The 20,847-nt window shown below is 43.7% G+C and carries 20 protein-coding genes, 3 tRNA genes and 1 rRNA gene; 9 read left to right on the forward strand and 15 right to left on the reverse strand.

Features of this window, described 5'->3' with window-relative positions:
• The 4 genes from L5M37_RS10935 to L5M37_RS10950 form a co-directional block, all read right to left on the reverse strand.
• Positions 1–714 (reverse strand): response regulator, encoded by a 714-nt coding sequence (locus tag L5M37_RS10935; RefSeq protein WP_006080570.1) that lies wholly within the window; start codon positions 712–714, stop codon positions 1–3.
• The gene (locus tag L5M37_RS10940; RefSeq protein ID WP_028759258.1) at positions 714–1,124 is read right to left on the reverse strand and encodes a DUF3019 domain-containing protein; all 411 of its coding nucleotides are present in this window, start codon (positions 1,122–1,124) and stop codon (positions 714–716) included. Before L5M37_RS10940 ends, L5M37_RS10935 begins: the two co-directional genes overlap by 1 nt.
• 5 nt (positions 1,125–1,129) lie before the next feature.
• Positions 1,130–1,993: a MipA/OmpV family protein gene (locus L5M37_RS10945; protein WP_113939918.1), complete on the reverse strand. Its 864-nt coding sequence runs from the start codon at positions 1,991–1,993 to the stop codon at positions 1,130–1,132.
• Between the two features lie 362 nt (positions 1,994–2,355).
• Entirely contained in the window at positions 2,356–2,592 is a 237-nt protein-coding gene (locus tag L5M37_RS10950) for a hypothetical protein (RefSeq protein ID WP_028759260.1), read from the reverse strand.
• A gap of 809 nt (positions 2,593–3,401) precedes the next feature.
• Here L5M37_RS10950 and L5M37_RS10955 point away from each other — a divergent pair.
• Positions 3,402–3,965, forward strand: coding sequence for an acetate uptake transporter (locus tag L5M37_RS10955; RefSeq protein WP_113939919.1), 564 nt, complete (start codon positions 3,402–3,404; stop codon positions 3,963–3,965).
• Positions 3,966–4,033: 68 nt separating this feature from the next.
• Here the strand turns inward: L5M37_RS10955 and L5M37_RS10960 are convergent, their stop codons facing one another.
• A complete protein-coding gene (locus L5M37_RS10960) occupies positions 4,034–4,504 on the reverse strand; it encodes a YcxB family protein (protein ID WP_219255296.1) in 471 nt (156 codons plus the stop codon).
• 241 nt (positions 4,505–4,745) lie between these two features.
• On the opposite strand from L5M37_RS10960, the gene L5M37_RS10965 reads away from it, so the two are divergent.
• Positions 4,746–5,084: a DUF1971 domain-containing protein gene (locus L5M37_RS10965; protein ID WP_028759263.1), complete on the forward strand. Its 339-nt coding sequence runs from the start codon at positions 4,746–4,748 to the stop codon at positions 5,082–5,084.
• A 67-nt stretch (positions 5,085–5,151) separates the two neighbouring features.
• Here the strand turns inward: L5M37_RS10965 and L5M37_RS10970 are convergent, their stop codons facing one another.
• The gene (locus L5M37_RS10970; protein ID WP_028759264.1) at positions 5,152–5,568 is read right to left on the reverse strand and encodes a VOC family protein; all 417 of its coding nucleotides are present in this window, start codon (positions 5,566–5,568) and stop codon (positions 5,152–5,154) included.
• A 56-nt stretch (positions 5,569–5,624) separates the two neighbouring features.
• Entirely contained in the window at positions 5,625–6,239 is a 615-nt protein-coding gene (locus tag L5M37_RS10975; RefSeq protein ID WP_263200470.1) for an NADPH-dependent FMN reductase, read from the reverse strand.
• 147 nt (positions 6,240–6,386) lie between these two features.
• On the opposite strand from L5M37_RS10975, the gene L5M37_RS10980 reads away from it, so the two are divergent.
• The gene (locus tag L5M37_RS10980; protein WP_263175716.1) at positions 6,387–7,022 is read left to right on the forward strand and encodes a helix-turn-helix transcriptional regulator; all 636 of its coding nucleotides are present in this window, start codon (positions 6,387–6,389) and stop codon (positions 7,020–7,022) included.
• A 106-nt stretch (positions 7,023–7,128) separates the two neighbouring features.
• Here L5M37_RS10980 and L5M37_RS10985 read toward each other — a convergent pair whose 3' ends face one another.
• Positions 7,129–8,055: a TPR end-of-group domain-containing protein gene (locus tag L5M37_RS10985; RefSeq protein ID WP_212601711.1), complete on the reverse strand. Its 927-nt coding sequence runs from the start codon at positions 8,053–8,055 to the stop codon at positions 7,129–7,131.
• Positions 8,056–8,215: 160 nt separating this feature from the next.
• On the opposite strand from L5M37_RS10985, the gene L5M37_RS10990 reads away from it, so the two are divergent.
• Positions 8,216–8,938, forward strand: coding sequence for a pseudouridine synthase (locus tag L5M37_RS10990; protein ID WP_263200472.1), 723 nt, complete (start codon positions 8,216–8,218; stop codon positions 8,936–8,938).
• 96 nt (positions 8,939–9,034) lie between these two features.
• Here the strand turns inward: L5M37_RS10990 and hmpA are convergent, their stop codons facing one another.
• The 6 genes from hmpA to L5M37_RS11020 all read right to left on the reverse strand — a co-directional run bounded on the left by hmpA (position 9,035) and on the right by L5M37_RS11020 (position 13,631).
• On the reverse strand, positions 9,035–10,228 hold the full coding sequence (gene hmpA, locus L5M37_RS10995) for an NO-inducible flavohemoprotein (protein ID WP_263200474.1): 1,194 nt from the start codon (positions 10,226–10,228) through the stop codon (positions 9,035–9,037).
• 250 nt (positions 10,229–10,478) lie between these two features.
• Positions 10,479–12,104, reverse strand: a complete 1,626-nt coding sequence (locus L5M37_RS11000; RefSeq protein ID WP_263200476.1) for a methyl-accepting chemotaxis protein — start codon at positions 12,102–12,104, stop codon at positions 10,479–10,481.
• Positions 12,105–12,269: 165 nt separating this feature from the next.
• Positions 12,270–12,356 (reverse strand) — tRNA-Leu (locus L5M37_RS11005).
• A 68-nt stretch (positions 12,357–12,424) separates the two neighbouring features.
• Positions 12,425–12,511 (reverse strand) — tRNA-Leu (locus L5M37_RS11010).
• 54 nt (positions 12,512–12,565) lie between these two features.
• Positions 12,566–12,641: transfer RNA gene (locus L5M37_RS11015), tRNA-Phe, on the reverse strand.
• 228 nt (positions 12,642–12,869) lie between these two features.
• Positions 12,870–13,631 (reverse strand): outer membrane protein assembly factor BamD, encoded by a 762-nt coding sequence (locus tag L5M37_RS11020; protein ID WP_105249967.1) that lies wholly within the window; start codon positions 13,629–13,631, stop codon positions 12,870–12,872.
• A 122-nt stretch (positions 13,632–13,753) separates the two neighbouring features.
• Here L5M37_RS11020 and rluD point away from each other — a divergent pair, with 122 nt between their 5' ends.
• The 3 genes from rluD to clpB all read left to right on the forward strand — a co-directional run bounded on the left by rluD (position 13,754) and on the right by clpB (position 18,236).
• Positions 13,754–14,728 carry a 23S rRNA pseudouridine(1911/1915/1917) synthase RluD gene (gene rluD / locus L5M37_RS11025; protein WP_105249966.1) on the forward strand — a complete coding sequence of 325 codons (975 nt, stop codon included), beginning with the start codon at positions 13,754–13,756 and terminating at the stop codon, positions 14,726–14,728.
• Positions 14,729–15,463, forward strand: coding sequence for a peptidoglycan editing factor PgeF (pgeF, locus tag L5M37_RS11030; RefSeq protein WP_263200478.1), 735 nt, complete (start codon positions 14,729–14,731; stop codon positions 15,461–15,463).
• A 199-nt stretch (positions 15,464–15,662) separates the two neighbouring features.
• Positions 15,663–18,236: an ATP-dependent chaperone ClpB gene (gene clpB / locus L5M37_RS11035; protein ID WP_198573010.1), complete on the forward strand. Its 2,574-nt coding sequence runs from the start codon at positions 15,663–15,665 to the stop codon at positions 18,234–18,236.
• Positions 18,237–18,514: 278 nt separating this feature from the next.
• On the opposite strand, the gene L5M37_RS11040 is transcribed toward clpB, so the two are convergent.
• Entirely contained in the window at positions 18,515–18,982 is a 468-nt protein-coding gene (locus tag L5M37_RS11040) for a DUF4124 domain-containing protein (protein WP_168825064.1), read from the reverse strand.
• Between the two features lie 94 nt (positions 18,983–19,076).
• Between L5M37_RS11040 and pssA the strand changes: the two genes are divergently transcribed.
• Both pssA and L5M37_RS11050 read left to right on the forward strand, forming a co-directional pair.
• Positions 19,077–19,910: a CDP-diacylglycerol--serine O-phosphatidyltransferase gene (gene pssA, locus L5M37_RS11045; protein ID WP_263200481.1), complete on the forward strand. Its 834-nt coding sequence runs from the start codon at positions 19,077–19,079 to the stop codon at positions 19,908–19,910.
• Positions 19,911–20,643: 733 nt separating this feature from the next.
• Positions 20,644–20,847, forward strand: a 16S ribosomal RNA gene (locus L5M37_RS11050); the annotation flags it as partial.

Consider the following 20,847-nt stretch of genomic DNA (forward strand, 5'->3'; position numbering starts at 1 on the left):
TTAGTTATTCCAAGCTTCAGGAGCAAAGAGATAACCTTGTCCCCAAACGGTTTTAATTCTGAAAGGTGTCTCAATATTATCGTTGAGTTTTTTACGTAATCTAGAGATCCGCACGTCAATTTTTCGATCTTTACCATCGAAATCAATATTGAGTAACAACTGATAAATATACTGACGGCTGAGCACTTGGCCCGCTTGCGAGGCCAGTAACCACAGCAATTCGAATTCATGGCTGGTGAGATCAATTTCAGTTTCATTAAGACGAATCGCATGGGTATGCGGGTCGATACTCAATTTACCGAAGGTTAGACAGTGTGATTCTGCCTGTGGTGGCTGATTCTGACGGCGAAGTAAGTTGTTGATCCGTGCAACTAACAGAGCAGGATCGACGGGCTTGACCACGTAGTCATCGGCACCGAGTTCTAGTCCTTTGATTTGATCTTCACTTGAACCAAGTGCGCTCATCAATAGGATTGGACCTGCGAAATAATCGGGCAGTTTCTCACACAGAGTGAGGCCATCCATGCCCGGTAGCATAATGTCTAACAGTATGATATCTGGCTTGTAATTGATTAATCGTGTTAGCACTGTATCGCCACGGCGTTCAACTTCGACATGCATACCATGGGATTTTAGGTAATCTACAATCAAGTTTGCTAGGCGAACGTCGTCTTCAACCAATAATACTCTGTGGTTCGATTGTGGGCTTGTCATTAAAATAAACTCCAAGGGTTGCGGTAACGTCTGCGAACCTGAGGTTGTGATGCAGAAGTGATTTTAAGTTTGGCACCAGCCAAAGTTTGGTTACTGTCTTTACTCACCATGACAAATTGAATATCCGTCATAGTGTGGATTTTCATGCTTAACGTATGGGTTGAAACTGAATCACTGCACCATTTGGGATAGGCGGCGTTGTCGGACAAGATACAGATAAGCTCATCTTTAGCGAGTTCCCACTGTAGTTCTATATAGACGTCACAGGCCTCAGTTTCTGAACTAGTGATGCAAATTTCGGGTGTGAGTTTGAGTGCCGAGTCGCGAGTTTTGGCTTGTGCTGAACTTTGGCCCATCAAGCCGAGGCTTAGACCTATAAAGCAAAGCAAGCTTAACTGAGGCAGTGTCACTAACGTTAGAACCTATAGGCTGCGCCGATAAAGTAGGTGCTGCTATAGTCTTGGTCTAACAAGGGACTGGCGGCAATCTCATCGGCAATTAGAGTGTAACGAACTGCCAACAGTAGATCCCAATTGTCAGTTAATATGTAACGGGCCGTCATTTCCGCACCTTTATCCCAACCTGATTTTGCTTGATATCTTTCGCTCCAATAGGCGTTTTCACTGGGTCTAACGCTGTAATAATAATCCACTACATCTTGGCTTTTCCAATCAAATACCAACGCAAACTCAAAAATGAAACGGTCGTAATCCCAGCCATAGGTCCATTTTATTTGTGCTTCTGAACCTTGATGCACATTAAACATATCATGGGTGTACGCCAATCTAATAATACCGAGCCGCGTATAGATGAATGCTTCGGCACCGCCAAGTAAGGTGAAGTTCCGAGTCTCTAAGGAATTAAACTCAGGCTCGGGTTCAGTCGATAAATACATACTATTTATGGCTTTGGCTTCAACTTGAGTGCCACGATTCAAAAAGATATTTGATGGGTCCCATTGATAGAAGTAGGCTCTATCTAAGCTATAACTTGTTACTAAGTTAATTGTAAAGCTTTCTTGCTCGGCTAAGGTATAACCTAAATTACCATTGTCGAAGAACCAGTGTTCGCCGTAATAGGCCACTGTTGGAATAAAGAACAATGGAATATCGTCAAAATCCCTGAGTGGATTGCTTTTTTGTCCCCAGCCTATGGCGATGCCTAGATCCCAGTTGTTCATCTCAATACATTGATTTTCTGGTGCACAGGCTTCTTTCGCCATTCCGATTGCAGGCAAAATACTTAAACTTGTAATTAGGACAAAAAGAATACGATACATGATTTAACGATTAAGGGCTGAGGTTAACAATACAGGAAAACAGATTAGCATTTTATGCTCAATTCAACAGTGGTTTCATTCACGCAGATGCAAAATGATACAGCTATCAATTAAATAGTAAATTTGTAGATCGCACAATACCTTGATAGTCATGCTAAAAGCTTATCTTGGCAGCTTTCGTACGGTTAATTGTGGATGTTAAATTTTGTGTTTTATAAGTTTCGAGTGTAACTGAAATGATGTCAATTATGGTGTAAAAGCTGTGTTGCTTGGAAATAATAATGCCATTCGCAAGTGTGAATGGCACTGACTGAAGCCGAATAACCTACTTTGTGGTAATAACACAGAGATTAGAATGAAGATTAATTGACCTCAGTAACTGACTTGTAGCCCATTTCTGTCAATTGATCGTTTACACAATCAAGCACATATTGTTTTAGCTCAGCATTTTCGACTTGATCTTCAGAGGCCATCTGCTGGCACACTTCTTTCAGCTGAGCGAGATCGGCTGCTGGTGCAGGCGGTAAAGAGGAGTCGTCAGCAAAGGAAGTGAAACTTACTAATGCCAATAGAGTAAAAACAGCTGATAACTTATTCATTTTATTTCCTTTAGTTATGTATTGCCAACCACAGATTAAGAAGCATTCTCTTAACACCACTGTGCCAACATCAGCAATTTATCACTGCTATTCTGTTTTAGATATAAATAATTTTCACCTTTCTTGATTAAGGTTTTTTACCTTGTTTTCCCTTGATTCGCTTCGAGTAAATGGGCTGGCTGAGTGTACTTTATTTGCTCTAGTTTGATTCATTCTCAGCATCTTTTGCTGCTTGAGTTAGGTTCACAACCCCCCCCCTCTGAACTCATGCGTGCTAAGTTGGCTCTTCTGAACTTGTGCTTGAAATTAATTGATGAAACTCTGCACATAAACTTATGTGCTTAACTTATTGCGCTTAATTGTGTGTACAGTAGAACTTGGATTTCTTTCAAAAATGCTGCTTACATCACTTTAAGGGCTTATTTGCGATAAAATGCATTATTATCACTGTTTATGGTCGATTTTTAATGAAGGTTTAATCGCCGCTGTTAACTGAATTATGCGGTAGTTATAAGAAGTCATATAAAATGAGATATGACGCATGTTGTAGGCCGTTTTTTTCTAGAATATTGAATTAAAAAGAATTAATTTTTATGTGTTTTTTAGTTTAAATTTTATTTTACAGTTTATTATTTTAACTTTATGTTTTTATTGTTTATTTTTATGTGTTCGTTTGTTTTTGATGATTACATTGCTAAGATTATAGCTATCCTCTAGAATGCGCCGCTCTCGCAGGTGCGCGTGCATAAGATTAATGGCAAATGCTATTGATTTTTATTGAATTGTTGATTTTTCTCTAGGGGAACTCTGTGTCTACAAAACTGGCTAATCCAGCGCCATTAGGTTTAATGGGCTTTGGTATGACAACAATTTTGTTAAACATTCATAATGCGGGATATTTCCCTATTGATTCTATGATCTTAGCCATGGGGATTTTTTACGGTGGCATTGGTCAAGTGATTGTGGGGATTATGTGTTTCATGCGCGGCGATACTTTTGGTACGACGGCATTTACCTCATACGGTTTGTTTTGGTTAACGCTAGTGGGCCTCATTTTAATGCCTAATGCTGGCATTGCGGCGAGTCCAACGTATTTTATGGGCTGGTATTTAACGCTTTGGGGCATATTCACGGCATTTATGTTTGTGGGTTCTTTGCGTTATCCAAGAGCCAAACAGTTTGTGTTTGCTTCTTTAACTATCTTATTTTTTCTGCTGGCGGCGCGTGATTTTACGGGTAGCGCCTTGATTGGCACTATTGCGGGCTTTGAAGGGATACTTTGCGGTGCGAGTGCGATTTATTTTGCGATGGCGCAGGTGCTTAATAATGAGTATGGCCGTACGATTTTACCGGTGGGTGAATTGAAAAAGTAACGATTCAGCAATGCAGAGTTGTAAAAAAGGCTGATGAAGATCAGCCTTTTTTATGGGTGTTAGCTGTACTAGATTTTAGTTTTAATATAGGCCACAGCTGCTTCATCTAAGCTACGGAGAGAAACATAACTCGTGCCTGCTTTGTGGGTGATCAAGAAGCCTTTTTCAGTTTCTTTAATCCGGTAAATGTCGGTCCATAAAATTTGGCTGGTCACAGACATGGATTGAGTATGAATCCCTTGCCCATCAATAGTGAGTGTGACCTCATTGCTGGCCGCTTTACTCATCATCTGACGCATCAACCACCATGCTTTGTGATACTTCACATTGAGCGCTTCGATAACACCTAACCCAACAAAAAAGTAAGCTAAATAAAGGCTAATATCGGTGAAAATAAGCGCGATACCTATCAGTGTTAATCCAATGGCTTTGTAGTAAGGTTTGAGCGTGGGATCTGGTACCACTGATTGTGTATAGCATTCATCGAAATGGGCTTTATCTAAAATATAAGTTGTTGAGTATGAATAGGGCGTTGGCATCATGTCATCTAATTGAGGTGGCACTTAATGCGGGCTAGTGTAGCGATTACAGTGATGAAAGTAACTAACCTTGCTATTGCAAGCATGAATGAGCACTTTGGTGTTTTCAAATTCGACGTTTAAACCCGCTCGTTAATACAGGTCAAGATATGAGTTGGACAGAAATACGGCAACGGCTATATTAGTCTTGCCGTAAGCATTGTTCGATTTTCGTGATTTGACACAAGGAGTGCAAAACATCATGGCCTTAGTCCCCAAAGATTTTGTAAATTACAAATCAACGCCGGTTTTCAACCATGACAACGTTCCTAAAATGTTGCTGCACATGCACAATACTAAGGCTGGCGTATATGGGCAGATCCAAGTGTTAACGGGCAGCTTAAAGTTTTATGGCTATACGGGTAGCAGGGGCGAATTAGATAAAGAAGTTATTATTCGCGCAGGTGAAACCGCCATTTCACATCCTGAATATTGGCATAAAGTGGAGCTACTGACTGAAGATACTCAGTTTAGACTCCACTTTTATGCCCATAAGGATTCGGCCATAGTGGCGCAGCAACAATCCGAGCGAAGCGAATAGTACCTAGCTCCTGCACCCTATTCACTACATGCGGTTCTTGGCTACTTCTTTTTAATAACGATTTACGCTAATAGCGATTTCGTTCCGTTGGAATATCAGTTAAATACTCCACAAATTCCACTTCAAAACCATGGGCATCGAAGAAGTAAATATTGCGTCGATAGGGATCTTCCATGCCATCTTTGGCAATAGGGAAACCTGCTTGGGTCAGTCTTGCTATCACAGCATCTAAGTTGTCGGTCACAAAGGCAAAATGCGCCAGTCCAATTTGATGACCTGCCAAATCGCGGTTTTCACCTTCACCATTGTCACTAAAAGCAATGTATTGATAATCATCGCCAAAATGAATCCAATTACGGGGTTTGCCGTACCAAGTGCCTTTATCGCCACCGCGAACACGCCAATGGGGGAAAGCCGCTTGATAAAAGCGCAGTGCTGCGGGGATGTCGTCTACCACTAAATTGATATGCTCTAAATGAATCATAATGCGTTCCTTGTAATGATTTTAGTCTGTTGCTGGTGGTTAAAATCTCAAGCCGCTTACATACCGTAACAGTATTCCTGCTGTTTTGGGTACGCTTGATTGGCATGTTGTTCACGAATGGGGGCTAATGCTTGGGCGTATTGATGCAGCATATATAAGCTGTATTGCACTCTTTCCCTAAGCGCGATATCGCGTGCACTCTCAGGGATTGCATTGAGTACATGGCTGACATTGCGGATGATTAAGTGATCGGGTATGGGCACTAATTTATTGTTTTTAAGGGCATTCATCTTTACTTCAACGATAGGATAGGTACCGCTAATACCATCCGATATCGAAACTAATAAGGCGGGTTTATGGGCGGTTTCTTCGCGAGTACACATCAATAAAAAGTTCTTCAGTAATGGTGATGCCATGCCGCCCCATTCCGGGGTGATCAGCACTAGCGCATCGGCTTCATCGACTCTGTGCTCTATTTCGGGCCAGTGTTCACCTTTGTTGTTTTCTTCTCCGTCCCAAAAGGGCAGATTAAACAGGCATAGTTCTAAGTGATGTATCGTGTCGTAACCCATGCTGTGAGGAGATGAGAAACTGCTTTCGGCGATATAACGACCGACTTTAGCACTTTGTGAATCGGGTCTTTGGCTGGTGCTGATGATGAGTAATTTCATTAAGTAAACCTATTTGTTTATAAATTATTTGTAAGGTAATTGCTTTACTTAATCTTGTAAAGGATAAAGTAAATAAAAAAGTTTATTTAATCTGTTAAAGCTACGGAGATTGGGAGATAATGCTTCGGCTGAAATCGGGGAGACTCAATGAAAACTACTGATAAGATTATTCAATTACTCAAGTTACATGGCCCGCTTACCGCAAAAACCTTAGCGGAGGAATTGGCGTTAACAACTATGGGGGTGCGTCAACATCTTCAGGCTTTGGAAGATATGGGTGATGTGGATATTGAGGATCGAGTTGAAGGCCGCGGTCGCCCAACACGTTACTGGGGATTGACTGAACAAAGCCGTACTCACTTTGCCGATCGCCATGAGGAATTGACGGTACAGCTGATTGACTCGGTAAAAATGATCTTTGGCGACCAAGGCTTGGATAAGCTTATCGATCACAGGGAGCAAAGTGCGTTAGTCCAATATCGTGCGGCAATGGAAGGGGCTACTGATATTCCGACACGTCTGGCCATACTTGCAAAATTACGCTCGAACGAAGGTTATATGGCGACCATGGAACACATCGATGGCGTGTATTTTTTACTCGAAAATCATTGTCCAATCTGCGCCGCAGCGACTAAATGTTTGAACTTTTGCCGCTCAGAGTTGCAACTTTTCCAGCAGTTATTCGCTGATATTGCCGTGGTGAGCCGCGAAGAACATATCATCGAAGGTGCTCGCCGCTGTGCATATAAAATTGCGGCAATTAAAGTTGCGTCGATAGCCTAGTAGTGCACTTAAGTTGTTTGCTTGAGGCGTTTTATCTGTGGGATAAAACGTCACTGAAAGCTAACGCTACATATTAAGCATTCGTTCTGGGCTTAAACTTAGGAGCTTAGGGCTTATCAGGTTCGTGATAGGCCAATAAGGTTTCGAAACGAGGATGCCCTTTAAGTTGTGAGAAATCAGCTTCATCCAACGCTAGCTCTTTGAAGGATGCGCTGTTATGGATGGCGCGTTCCAAATCAGAAATTGCCCTATCTTCAACACCTAAACACGCAAAGGCGCAGGCTCTTTGATAAAAAGCATGGGCGTTCGTTGGGTCAACCTCTAAAACACGATTACATAGGCTTTGTGCCCAATTAAATTCGCGCATTTCCATTGCGGCATCGGCCTTGTAGGTCAGCGCTTCCAAGTCTCCAGGTCGAATCGTGAGGATTTCATCGTAGACTTCAATTTTTTGTTCGGGTGTTTGGGCACTTTGGGCGCGTAGCCACAGATTATGAATTTCATTAATCACTTCTATTTCACGATTATTATCCGTGATAGTACGACTCTTATGCTTGAGTTCTTGCTCGAGTAATTTGAACTTTTCTTCGTATTGTTCGGCAATACTCTGCAGCTGATTCGCGGCCAGTTTGGCGGTATGTGTCTTGATTTCCCGTAGGGATTGCCAGCCGATAAAGGCAACTAAAGAGGCGACGCCGGCGATCATATAAAAGAAGTAAGTGACAGTGACATTGGCGTAATTCATCGACTTGTCGGCAACGGCCAGTTCGCGATCTGTGATATCTATGGTGAGGCGCCGCTCAAGATCCTGTTGATCGTATCTGAGGGATTTGAGTTCATCGAAGACGTAGCGCTCTATCAGCGGTTTATCATGGATGGCGAAAGGTTGAGGCGCTTCAGGGGGATTTACTGCATCGCTCGCTTGAGTGAAGAATGAGCTCGCGAGTATCACTAAAAACAAGGCTAAAAATAGCAGGTTCGAACGTATCATAACGGGACTTGCAGATAAGTTTTTGATGCGGTAACCACTCACAATAAGATGAATTGAACGCCTAGCTTAACAAATTTTGCCTAGTTTGATCTAATTTTGCTCTAAATAACCTCTGTGATGCTTACTGTATTGGCTCGCTATGACCTGAACTCGCATCCTGCTAGAATGGCTATCCCATTCATATTTCGTCATTTGTGGTGTTATGCAGTCTAAGCGCGGCCGACTCGATCGTTATCTTTGTACCCAGTTACACACTCACCGTAAAGCGGTGCGTGAACTGTTACTCTTGAGCCGAGTTCGTGTCGATGGATTGATAGTGAAGGACATGGATAGGCAAGTGGATGAGTTTTCTCACATCCAACTCGATGGGCAAATATTACAGGCCAACACGCCAGTTTACTTGATGTTGCATAAGCCGATTGGCGTGGTGAGCGCGACTAAAGATACTCAGCATAAAACTGTGATTGATTTGCTCGATTGCGAAGCCCGTGATGAGTTACATATCGCGGGTAGGCTAGATTTAAATTCTTCGGGTTTGTTATTACTGACCAATGACAGCCGCTGGTCTGATGCACTAATGTCACCGACGCATAAGGTCGATAAAGTGTATCGCGTCACCTTAGCTAATCCATTAACTGAAGAATATATAGCCGCATTTGCCGAAGGCATGTATTTCAGCTTTGAAGAAGTAATGACTCAGCCCGCTAAATTGGTGATCATTGCTGACCATGTTGCTGAAGTGACTTTAAAGGAAGGTAAGTACCATCAAATTAAGCGGATGTTTGGCCGCTTTCGAAACCCAGTTGTTGGTCTACATAGATTATCAATAGGTGATATTGTGTTGGATGAAGCTCTGGCGTCGGGCGAAAGTCGTGTGCTGACTGCCGCAGAAGTGGCTTGCATCCGCTGTAAACCGGTAGCTTAGAGACATAGAGCAATTCAATTTATCAGCCATTATTCTGCGTATTCTAAATATAAAAATGGACTTGAGAGTCAGGTGTCCCAAGCCCGTGACATGGGATTAGAGATCGGCGTGGGGGCCGAATACTTCATAGTGCATGTTTTCAGCTGAGACACCCAGAACGAGTAATTGTTGCTTGATGGCTGACATGAATCCAATAGGTCCGCAGAAATAGTAACGTGCATGGGGAAGCAGTTGATCTGCGACTTTGCTTAATTCCATTTGTCCTTCGAAATCATAATCTGTACCTACCACATCGGTTAAACTCGGCTTGCGATACCAAACATGGCTCTTCAGATTATGATGTTGCTGACGCTTGGTGTGAATAGCCTGTTTGAAACCATGTACATCACCTTGCTCACAGGCATGTAGCCAAGTAATAGCACTTGGATGTTGCAACTTGAGCAATTGATTCAACATGCTTTTCATCGGTGTTTGACCCACACCTGCCGAAATGAGCACGACGGGGATGTCCGCCCCAACTTCTAAGATAAAATCTCCCGCCGGCGGCATAACTGCAATTTTGTCACCGATATGCATGGTATCGTGTAGCAGATTAGACACTTGGCCACCTAATTCACGTTTCACACTGATGCGGTAGCTGTTGCCATTCGGTGCATCGGATAGGGAATATTGGCGGATTTCTTCATATGCTAAATTGGGATGTTTTAGCTTCAAACTTAAGTACTGACCGGGAATGAAATCTTTAACTGGTTTACCATCTTCGGGCGTCAATATGAAGGAGGTAATGACTGTGGACTCAGTCTTTTTCGCGCTAATGATAAACTGACGCTCACCCAACCAACCGCCATCTTGTTCTGCATGTGCCTGATAAATTTGAGCTTCTCGTTGAATAAAGATATCTGCTAAAAATCCATAGGCCTGCGCCCAAGCTTCTAATACTTCTTCTGTTACTGCATCACCGCCTAACTCTTTAAGGGTGGCTAATAAGTGGCTGCCGACGATCGCATATTGCTCAGGCTTGATCAGAAATCCTGTATGTTTTTGGGCAATGCGCTCGACAGTCGAACTTAGCACCGCTAAGTTTTCAATATTTTTAGCGTAAGCCGCGATGGCGTTGAACAGGGCAACAGGCTGGCCACCAGAATGCTGGTGTGCCAAGTTAAATACATCTTTTAATTCAGGATTATGTTTGAACATACGTTCATAAAAATGGGTCGTCAGCGCAGGGCCTGCGGATTCGAGTAAGGGGATAGTGCTCTTGATAACTTGGATTGTACGGCTGTCCAACATAGAAAATCCTTAATATGCAAATATTATGAATGTTAAATAAGTTTAAAGATCTATTTGATTTGGATCAATAGTGATGATCGCAATTCGTGCTACCGATAAGCGTGATTAAGGTCATTTGAAGTGCTTTATCAAAGCGGGTATGAGATTGGGAAATGATAAATAAATATATTATTTCAATGTATTACAGAGGTAATGGGGGAGGTTAACTGCAACAGCAAAGCTTATTGCAGTCATAGTGTGGTTTTTTGACTTAGAGTTTAAATGCACTCACTTGATTGCGCATACTGTTGGCGAGTTTAGTTAAATTAACCACAGATTCACTTAATTCAGCCGCCGATGCGGTGGAATGTTCGGCAATATCGCTGATGGCAATAATACTACGATTAATGCTTTCGGCAACGCTACTTTGTTCTTCGGCAGCGGTCGCAATATGAGTATTAAGTTCTGTGATGCTATCTACTGAGGAGACGATTTCTTTCAGTGCTTGGCCTGCTTGATTAGCTTTATCATTAGCATCATCTACTTGATTTATACCTATTTCCATAGCGTTAACTGCTTCTTTAACGCCTTGTTGCAGTGTGGCAATCATGGCCTCAATTTCTTGGGTAGACTTTTGGGTGCGCTGCGCAAGGGTCCGCACTTCATCCGCAACGACTGCAAAGCCGCGGCCTTGTTCCCCCGCACGGGCTGCTTCAATGGCGGCATTTAATGCTAATAGATTGGTTTGCTCGGCAATGCTTTTTATCACATCGAGTACGCGGCCGATATTTTGGCTTTCATTAGACAGAAATCCAATGACTTGTGCCGTTTTTTGAATTTGATCAGATAATTGCGACATACTGCTAATCGATTGCATCACAATATTATTGCCATTGGCTGCATAGGTGTCGGCATCTTTGGCTGAATCTGCCGCCGCAGATGCGCTTTGGGCGACTTCTGCAACCGTTGCCGTCATCTCATTCATGGCCGTTGCAGTTTGCTCCGTTTCGGCTTGCTGCTGTTGCATACGTTTATTGGTTGCCTGCGTGAAGCTGCTTAACTCATTTGCTGAACTATTAACGGTATTTGCCGCTTCGGCAATCGAATGAAGAATGCCCCGCAAGTGTTCAATAACTTGGGTGAGGCTAGTGGATATTTGTCCTAGCTCATCGTGATTAAAAGTAGTGAATTTGACGGTAAGATCTGAGTCTTGATGGATTAGCTTAAGTTTACTGAGAATGTCATTAATAGGATTCATCACGCTGCGATTGACCCAGAGCCCAATCACAATACTGATAATCATGGCGGCACAGGCTAATGCTACAAAAATAGTGATTGAAGATTGGTAAATGGCATTCACACGATCTTTTTCTTCGCCTGCCACGCGAATTTGCAGTGCAATCAGTTCAGATATTTGGTTACTGATGGGGTCTATTACTTGGTAAAGCGGCAGGATATTGGCCGATAATTGGCTTGATACATCACCATTTAATCCTCTTAAGCGTGAGATCAGTGTGTCAATCTGTTGATTCGCGGGTGAGAACAGTACTTCGGCTTGTTTTACGAGTCGGGATTCTTCTGAGGTAAGTTCAGTGGCTAAGTATTTTTGCCAATGCTGGGTAATGGTAGATTTGGCACTGTCTAGTGTTTCAGCTGCTTGAGAGGCGGTGAAACCACCCGCGTTCGCCTTATTGACCGCATCGATAACATCGACCGCGTACTTATCAGCAATCACTTTTAAATCGTCTAGTGGCACAACTCTATCGCCATAGATACGTTCAACACCCGATTCAATTTTACCCATCATATTAATGGCGAGAAAACCAATCGTCATTAGCATTAAAAGGGGAACCAGAATGCCGATAAACATTTTTTGTTTTATTTGTAGACCGTTCATATGGATAGCCTCAGTGAACTAAAGAGTCCTTTAGGCAGAACTCTATCTATCCCTATGATGAGTCTGTAACAATAGGTATAGCAAATCTGAGGAAAGAGGGGAGAGTTACAGAAAATTTATTTTGCTTCAGATACAAAAAAACCTCGCTTTGCGAGGTTTAAATGTTGGTACAGATGAGAGGACTTGAACCTCCACGCCCTTGCGAGCACCAGCACCTGAAGCTGGCGTGTCTACCAATTCCACCACATCTGCATGGATATTCGATATTTAATCGAATTGACAATCTTAACACTGTGAATCTTAACTTTTGAACTGCAATTTGGTACAGGTGAGAGGACTTGAACCTCCACGCCCTTGCGAGCACCAGCACCTGAAGCTGGCGTGTCTACCAATTCCACCACACCTGCACTGTACCTATCGCAATTCTCTAACATAAGTCGCTATCGCAACCCATTTAAAGATGGTGCCCGAACCCGGAATCGAACCAGGGACACGAGGATTTTCAATCCTCTGCTCTACCGACTGAGCTATTCGGGCGACGGGCGCAATTTAAAGGCTTTTCGGGTTTTGAGTCAATAGATTTTTACTAAATAACGGAAAAAGTGACTCAGTTGGATAAGATTTACACGAAAGTGTCATTTGTGCTGGTATTGAGGATGTAAAAATAGCCAAACTACTATCCACACTGAGAACTTAGCGTTATCTATTTATGGCTTATTAGGGTAACCAAGCAAAAAAATGCCCCTATTAAAGGGGCATTCTCGGTTAGTTTGATAAGATTTCATTGTTTGGGAAGTTAGCTTGCATTACCATGAGCACGTTTTGCTTCAGCTTGCTCTGACCTAATTCGCCATAAGCTTCTATCATTATCTCTAATGCCCGTTCATTTGAAGGGGTGCCAGGGTATGTTTCCATTACAGATTGTGCTCGGATTGCTGCGGCGCTCCATGCATTCATCTTGAGATAATACTCGGCAACTTGAATTGAATATTTTGCTAAGCGATTCTTCAACGCTAACATGCGTTTTTGCGCATCGGCGGCATATTTGCTGTTAGGGTAGGTTTTGATAAGACGATCAAAATCTTTGAAAGCATCTTGAGCATTTTTAGGATCACGATCGGTTCGGTCGATATTAAGCATGTCGTGGAACATGTAATTGTCGGCTTGCATGTTCACTAAACCGCGCATATAGAACACATAGTCTACATCTGGATGAGTTGGATTAAGACGGATAAATCTGTCTATGTTCGCAATACCAGAAGCGACATCGTCCATTTTATAGTAAGCATATATCAGGTCTAACTGGACTTGAGTTTTGTGAGGTCCGAAGGGGAAGCGTGAGTCTAACGCTTCCAAAGAACGGACAGCTTTAGAGTAATTGCCAAGCTCCATAGAGGTTCTTGCCTGAGTATAAAGTACATCAGGTGACGTTTTGGCGGCAATATCGTTATCATCAGGGCTGCTGCTACAGGCTGATAACGCTAGTGAAAATAGGACTAAGGTAACGCCTTTGGAAAATTTATACATACTTGAATTCAATTCTTTTTAAGTTGTAGTTAAGAATTTTTCCATTTCACTATAAAATAGAAAACATCCGATTGTAACAGATAGCACACATTTTTTGACCCCTAAATGGGGATACGGTTCCTATGACACAAGAGATTAATCTAAAAAGCGAGATTTCGGCAACACAAACTGGACTGAGATTAGATCAGGCCCTAGCAGAGTTGTTCCCAGATTACTCGCGCACGCGCATCAAGGAATGGATCCTATCTGATGCAGTTTATGTTGACGGCGTTGTCGTTAATAAGCCCCGAGAGAAAGTTTATGAGCTGCAACAGATACTCATAGATGCCACTCTTGAAGAAGAAGTTCACGCAGCGGCACAGGCCATTGATCTGGATATCGTCTATGAAGATGACGACATTATTGTGATCAACAAGCAAGCGGGACTCGTGGTTCACCCTGGTGCTGGCAATGCCGATGGCACTTTGATGAATGCACTATTGCACCATTGTCCCGATATTGAGCATGTACCACGTGCTGGTATTGTGCACCGTCTGGACAAGGATACTACAGGTTTAATGGTTGTAGCCAAAACCGTTGAAGCGCAAACCCATTTAGTTGCCGCCTTGCAGGCCCGTGAAATCACTCGTGAATACGAAGCGATTGTGATGGGGACTATGACAGGTGGCGGTACTGTTGATGAGCCGATTGGTCGTCATCCAACGAAACGTACTCATATGGCGGTGCATCACTCAGGTAAACCAGCTGTGACGCATTATCGTGTGGCGGAAAAATTCCGTAACCACACTCGTCTAAGATTGCGCCTTGAATCGGGTCGTACTCACCAAATTCGTGTGCACATGGAATACATAGGCCACGTATTAGTGGGCGATCCTGTGTATGGTGGTCGTCCAAAACCGCCGAAATGGGCCAGCCCAGAGTTTTTTGATATTCTGAAAAACTTCAAGCGCCAAGCGCTGCACGCTGTGCGTCTTGAATTAGCGCACCCTGTGAGTTGTGAAATCATGAGCTGGCACGCGCCAATTCCTGAAGACATGGTGATTTTGACGAAAGCACTGCGTCAAGACACAGTCGAGCATCCGATTGAGTATTTGTAAGTGTTTCATCACGATTGGCCTGTTCCCGCTAATGTCAGCATCGCTATGACAAATCGTCATGGCGGTGTGAGCGTGCATCCTTATGACAGTCTGAATCTTGGACTGCATGTCGGTGATGCGCCAGAGTTGGTGATGGCTAATCGTGAATTACTCTGCAAACAATTAGCGTTAACCGCTGAGCCTGTCTGGCTCGAGCAAGTGCATGGTACTCATGTGCTTAATTTAGATGCGCTGAGCTTAGCTCCTGCTGTGGATACACCGATTGCCGATGCCTGTTACAGCCGAACCGCGAGCCTAGTTTGCGCTATAATGACTGCCGATTGTTTACCTGTGTTGTTGTGTAATCAAGCGGGAACCGAAGTGGCTGCAGCCCATGCCGGTTGGCGTGGTTTATGTGATGGCGTGATTGAGGCCACCGCGGCGCAGTTTCGTTCACCTATGGATGAGTTGATTGCCTACCTCGGCCCGGCAATTGGTCCACAAAAATTTGAAGTCGGCGTTGAAGTACAGCAAGCTTTTTGTACTTTACATCCGCAGTCGGCAGCGTGTTTTATTCCAAGTGGTAACAAGTATCTTGCCGATATTATTGGCTTGGCTAAATTACGCTTGAGTTTACTCGGGATAAACCATATTTATAGCGCAGATATCTGCACAGTCAGCGACACGGATTACTTCTCTTATCGTCGCGATAAGGTGACGGGACGCATGGCTTCATTGATCTGGCTTAAGTCTTAAGCTAATTCCCCTACAGTTTGTATTTATTTGCGCGTTATTCGCTTGAATTTGGCTAAATAGCCCCCATCTTTTAACTAACGAAATGTAATACCAATCCTATTTAGATCTCTCCATTAGCGGTACTGATTTTAAAGCCACTAAATTGGCAAGATGTCTTGTGGATTGGCATATCTCTACTATATGAGTGTTAGGAGGCTGTATGCGACTCGATCGTATGACCAATAAATTTCAGCTTGCCATCTCTGATGCCCAGTCACTCGCACTTGGGCGTGATCATCAGTTTATTGAACCGCTGCATTTGATGATGGCATTGTTGAACCAAGATTCAGGTTCAATCCATCCCTTATTGACCCAAGCTGGCATTCGAGTGAGTGCGCTGCGATCGCTCTTGAGTCAAGAGCTGGAACGCTTACCTCAAGTTGAAGGGACTGGCGGCGATGTACAATTATCCCAAGGTTTAATCCGTTTATTAAATTTGTGCGATAAATTGGCGCAAAAGCGTAAAGATAAATATATCTCTAGCGAATTATTTGTATTAGCTGCGTTAGAAGGTGCCGATGCTCTTGCACAAGCGTTGAAAAAAGCCGGCGCGACCAAAGAGTTGATGGAACAAACCATTGAACAAATGCGCGGCGGCCAAAAAGTGGATGATCCGAACGCTGAAGATCAACGCCAAGCGTTGAAGAAGTTTACTATCGATCTGACCGAGCGAGCCGAACAAGGCAAGTTAGATCCTGTGATCGGCCGTGACGATGAAATTCGCCGCACGATCCAAGTATTACAACGTCGCAGTAAAAATAACCCCGTCCTTATCGGTGAACCGGGTGTGGGTAAAACGGCGATTGTTGAAGGACTTGCCCAGCGTATCGTTAATGGTGAAGTCCCCGAGGGCATTAAAAATAAGCGTGTCTTATCCCTCGATATGGGCTCATTGATTGCGGGTGCTAAATATCGTGGTGAGTTCGAAGAGCGTTTAAAAGCGGTACTTAATGAGCTGGCGCAGGAAGAAGGTCAAGTGATCCTCTTTATCGACGAGCTGCATACTATGGTCGGCGCCGGTAAAGGTGAAGGCGCAATGGATGCGGGTAACATGCTGAAACCTGCGTTAGCGCGTGGTGACTTGCACTGTGTGGGCGCGACCACACTTGATGAGTATCGTCAGTATATTGAAAAAGATGCGGCGCTTGAACGACGTTTCCAAAAAGTGTTGGTGGATGAACCAAGCGTTGAAGATACCATTGCCATTTTGCGTGGCCTGAAAGAACGTTACGAGCTGCATCACCATGTGGAAATTACCGATCCGGCGATAGTGGCGGCAGCGACCATGTCGCACCGTTATGTGTCGGACCGTAAGTTACCCGATAAAGCGATCGATTTGATCGATGAAGCGGCATCGAGCATCCGCATGCAAATGGACTCAAAACCTGAGTCACTCGACAGGCTCGAACGTCGTGCTATCCAGCTCAAACTGGAGGAGCAGGCGTTAGCCAAAGAAAATGATGAGGCGAGTCGTCGCAGGCTTGACCATCTGCAAGAGGAATTACGTGACGTTGAAGCGAAAGCTTCAGAGTTGAACGAAATCTGGCGTACTGAAAAAGCCGCATTAGCGGGCACTCAGCACATAAAAGCCGATCTCGAACAGGCTCGAATGGACTTAGAAGTGGCGCGTCGTGCGGGTGATTTAACTCGGATGTCTGAGCTGCAATACGGTCGTATTCCTGAGCTTGAAAAACAGCTCGATTTGGCATCGCAAGCCGAAATGCAGGACATGACGTTATTGCGTAACAAGGTTACTGAGTTCGAAATCGCCGAAGTATTGTCGAAAGCGACGGGAATACCTGTATCGAAAATGCTTGAAGGCGAGCGCGAAAAATTACTGCAAATGGAAGTGGCGCTGCATGAACGAGTGATCGGCCAAAACGAAGCCGTCGATGCGGTCGCGAATGCGATTCGTCGTAGCCGCGCGGGTCTGGCGGATCCAAATCGCCCGATTGGCTCGTTTCTGTTCTTAGGCCCAACGGGTGTAGGTAAAACTGAGCTGTGTAAATCACTGGCGAGGTTCTTATTTGATACCGAATCGGCTTTAGTGCGCATTGATATGTCTGAGTTTATGGAGAAACACTCAGTATCGCGTTTAGTGGGTGCGCCTCCAGGATACGTAGGTTATGAAGAGGGCGGTTACTTAACGGAAGCCGTTCGTCGTAAACCTTATTCGGTGATATTGCTCGACGAAGTCGAGAAAGCGCATCCCGATGTGTTTAACATTTTACTGCAAGTGCTTGATGATGGACGCTTAACCGATGGTCAAGGTCGTACTGTCGATTTTAGAAATACAGTGATCATCATGACCTCGAACTTAGGCTCCGACATTATCCAAGAAGGATTTGGTCAAGTGACCTATGCAGAGATGAAAGCGGCGGTAATGAATGTGGTCACTCACAGTTTCAGACCCGAGTTTTTAAACCGTATCGATGAATCTGTGGTGTTCCATCCATTGGATGCTGCCAATATCAAGCGTATTGCTTCGATACAAATTGCTTCCTTACGCCAACGTTTGGCTGAAAAGGACTATACATTGGAGATCACCGACGACGCATTATCACTGATTGCGGAAATTGGTTTCGATCCTGTGTATGGTGCAAGACCGTTGAAACGGGCATTGCAGCAAGAAGTCGAAAACCCGCTGGCGCAGAAATTACTGCGTGGTGACTTGTTACCGGGTAAACCGATCAAGGTCAGCTGTGCGGGTGGCGAGTTAGTGTTCGAGCAATAACCTGTGACCAGTAGCTAGTAACTTAGTGTGTTGTTTGAATGCGATACGTTAATCGCAAGCTTGAAGTTGGATATGTTGAAATAGGCGAACTGAAATAAGCGTTCTTGAATGAACGAGCTTGAAATAAACTATCTTGCAATAAGAGATAGCGCTTCCTTAGTCAGTATCGCTTCCGCTTCAAGCACTAAAACGAAAGGAGCCGAGTTTTTAACTCGGCTCCTTTTTTATTGCATCAGCGTTAATCGTTGTTCATTAATGTAGTGGCATAGTGAATTTGGCTACTTCTTATCACAGAAGAGTTTGATTCTTTCCTGCTGTTGGGCAATCGAGGCTTGGCGATCTTCTTCAGTCATAGCGACAGATTCACCCGATTCGGAAGTTTGGCGGATAAGCTTAGTATGCGTCGAGAGAATATCTAAATTGTGTTTTGCACTCTCACAAATGGATTTAGCCTGCTTAGCATCTTTCTCTTTGATCAGCGCTGCTGACTTTTCTAATTCATTGGCTTCAGAAGTTGGCTCAGCTTTCTTTATCGGCGCGATAAAACCGACTTTCGCCTGCTCTAAATCTTCACTGTAGAGTTTTGATGTTTTGATGCTTTCTTGTTGTGGGGCTTGTTGACTGTAATGCGTCACCCCATTTTCATCGACCCAAGTATAAATAACGCCCGCAGAAACGGGGCCAATGAAAAGGCCGAGCCAGAGCCATCGATACAGTATTGTTCTGAACATGTTCACTTTTAACATCGAAATTATCCCTAACTGGTCTCTCATCGACATGATAATAAAATATGTTATCTTGAAAGCTAACTTCTCTTCACTGAACTAGCGTAATAAGTGTATGCAAAATTCTTCAAATCAAACAGTAAAGAATAAAGGTATCTATTTATTACCGAACCTTTTTACAACAGCGGGTTTGTTTTCTGGTTTTTATGCCGTAATTGCTTCCATGAATGCTAACTTTGAAGCTGCTGCAATAGCCATTTTTATAGCCATGATCTGTGATGGTCTCGATGGTCGAGTGGCAAGACTGACTAATACCCAAAGTGATTTTGGTGCCGAATACGACAGTATGGCGGATATGGTGTCCTTCGGAATGGCACCAGCACTACTCGCCTACAATTGGGCATTAGCCGACTTAGGTAAAATTGGTTGGTTGGCGGCATTTATTTATTGTGCAGGTGCGGCACTCAGGCTCGCTCGATTTAATACGCAAGTTGGCGTTGCCGATAAGCGTTATTTTCAAGGTCTCGCTAGTCCGGCCGCTGCAGCTGTTATTGCTGGCAGTATTTGGCTTGGTAATCAATACAGTCTCGATGGAAAAAATATCAGTTGGATTGCAGCCCTTGTGACTGCGGCAATCGGTTTACTGATGGTCAGCAATTTCCGCTATCACTCCTTTAAAGAAATTGACTGGCGTGGCAAGGTTAACTTTATCGTGATCTTACTGGTCGTCGGTGTATTTGTGGTGGTGTCAGTTCAACCTGCATTGATCTTATGCGTCGGTTTTTACTTATATGCGATTTCAGGTCCGATCATTACGATTCGAACTGTGAGAAAACTTAAAGTTGCTCATATTGTCGGTGATGATACGGTGACGAATGTCGAGATCAATTCCTCAACCCAAGCTGCAACACAAACACAAAGCGCTACAAATATCGAAAAAGAGAAATAAGAAGAGCATAAATCTTAGGGCTCGTGCTTTTGATCATTGCTTATCATTAGCTAGGTGCAAACAAGAGTAAGACATCACACTGGGCATAACGCTTTTAGAGGTTTACTGATAGATATCGCGAAAAATCGCTATCAACTTCTGTTTATGCCCATTCAATCTATTAAAATCCCTGCAATAGGCGATTTCTTTTGCCAAACTTATCAACCCAAACAGCGATATTGCTCAGTATTGCAGTATATTTCTGCAGTTTGGTGGTTATTTATTCGCTTGGCGGGGATTGTTAAAAAAGCCCTTGCACAAAAAGTTTCACTGCCTATAATGCGCATCCACTGACACGGCAGACAGCGTTAAGCAGCCTGATGTGACAGTTCATCGATGAGTTTACTGATTGATGAGCGAAAAGAAAGTTTGCAAAAACTCCTTGACGCGAAACGGGAAATGCGTAGAATACGCAGCCCTAGCCAACTGGAAGCGTTCGACGCTCAGTCTGGTACTCAAGTTCTCTTATGAATATTGAGTTGCTCTTTAACAAGATAAAACAAGAAATCTGTGTGAACACTCACAGGTGTTGAGTTAATCGAAACTGCTTAGCCTTCGGGTTGGCAGTCAAAAATTTAAATCAATGTAACAATGAGTGTTCATAGCAATATGTACAGTTTGTTTCTTTTAGCGAGAAACAAAAAATCAGAATTCATTGAGCCGCTGAAGTCGTAAGACGGAAGCAACAAAACTTTAATTGAAGAGTTTGATCATGGCTCAGATTGAACGCTGGCGGCAGGCCTAACACATGCAAGTCGAGCGGCAGCACAAGGGAGTTTACTCCTGAGGTGGCGAGCGGCGGACGGGTGAGTAATGCCTAGGGATCTGCCCAGTCGAGGGGGATAACAGTTGGAAACGACTGCTAATACCGCATACGCCCTACGGGGGAAAGGAGGGG

Source organism: Shewanella sp. SM69 (genome assembly GCF_025653985.1).
Classification (GTDB): Bacteria; Pseudomonadota; Gammaproteobacteria; order Enterobacterales; family Shewanellaceae; genus Shewanella; species Shewanella oncorhynchi.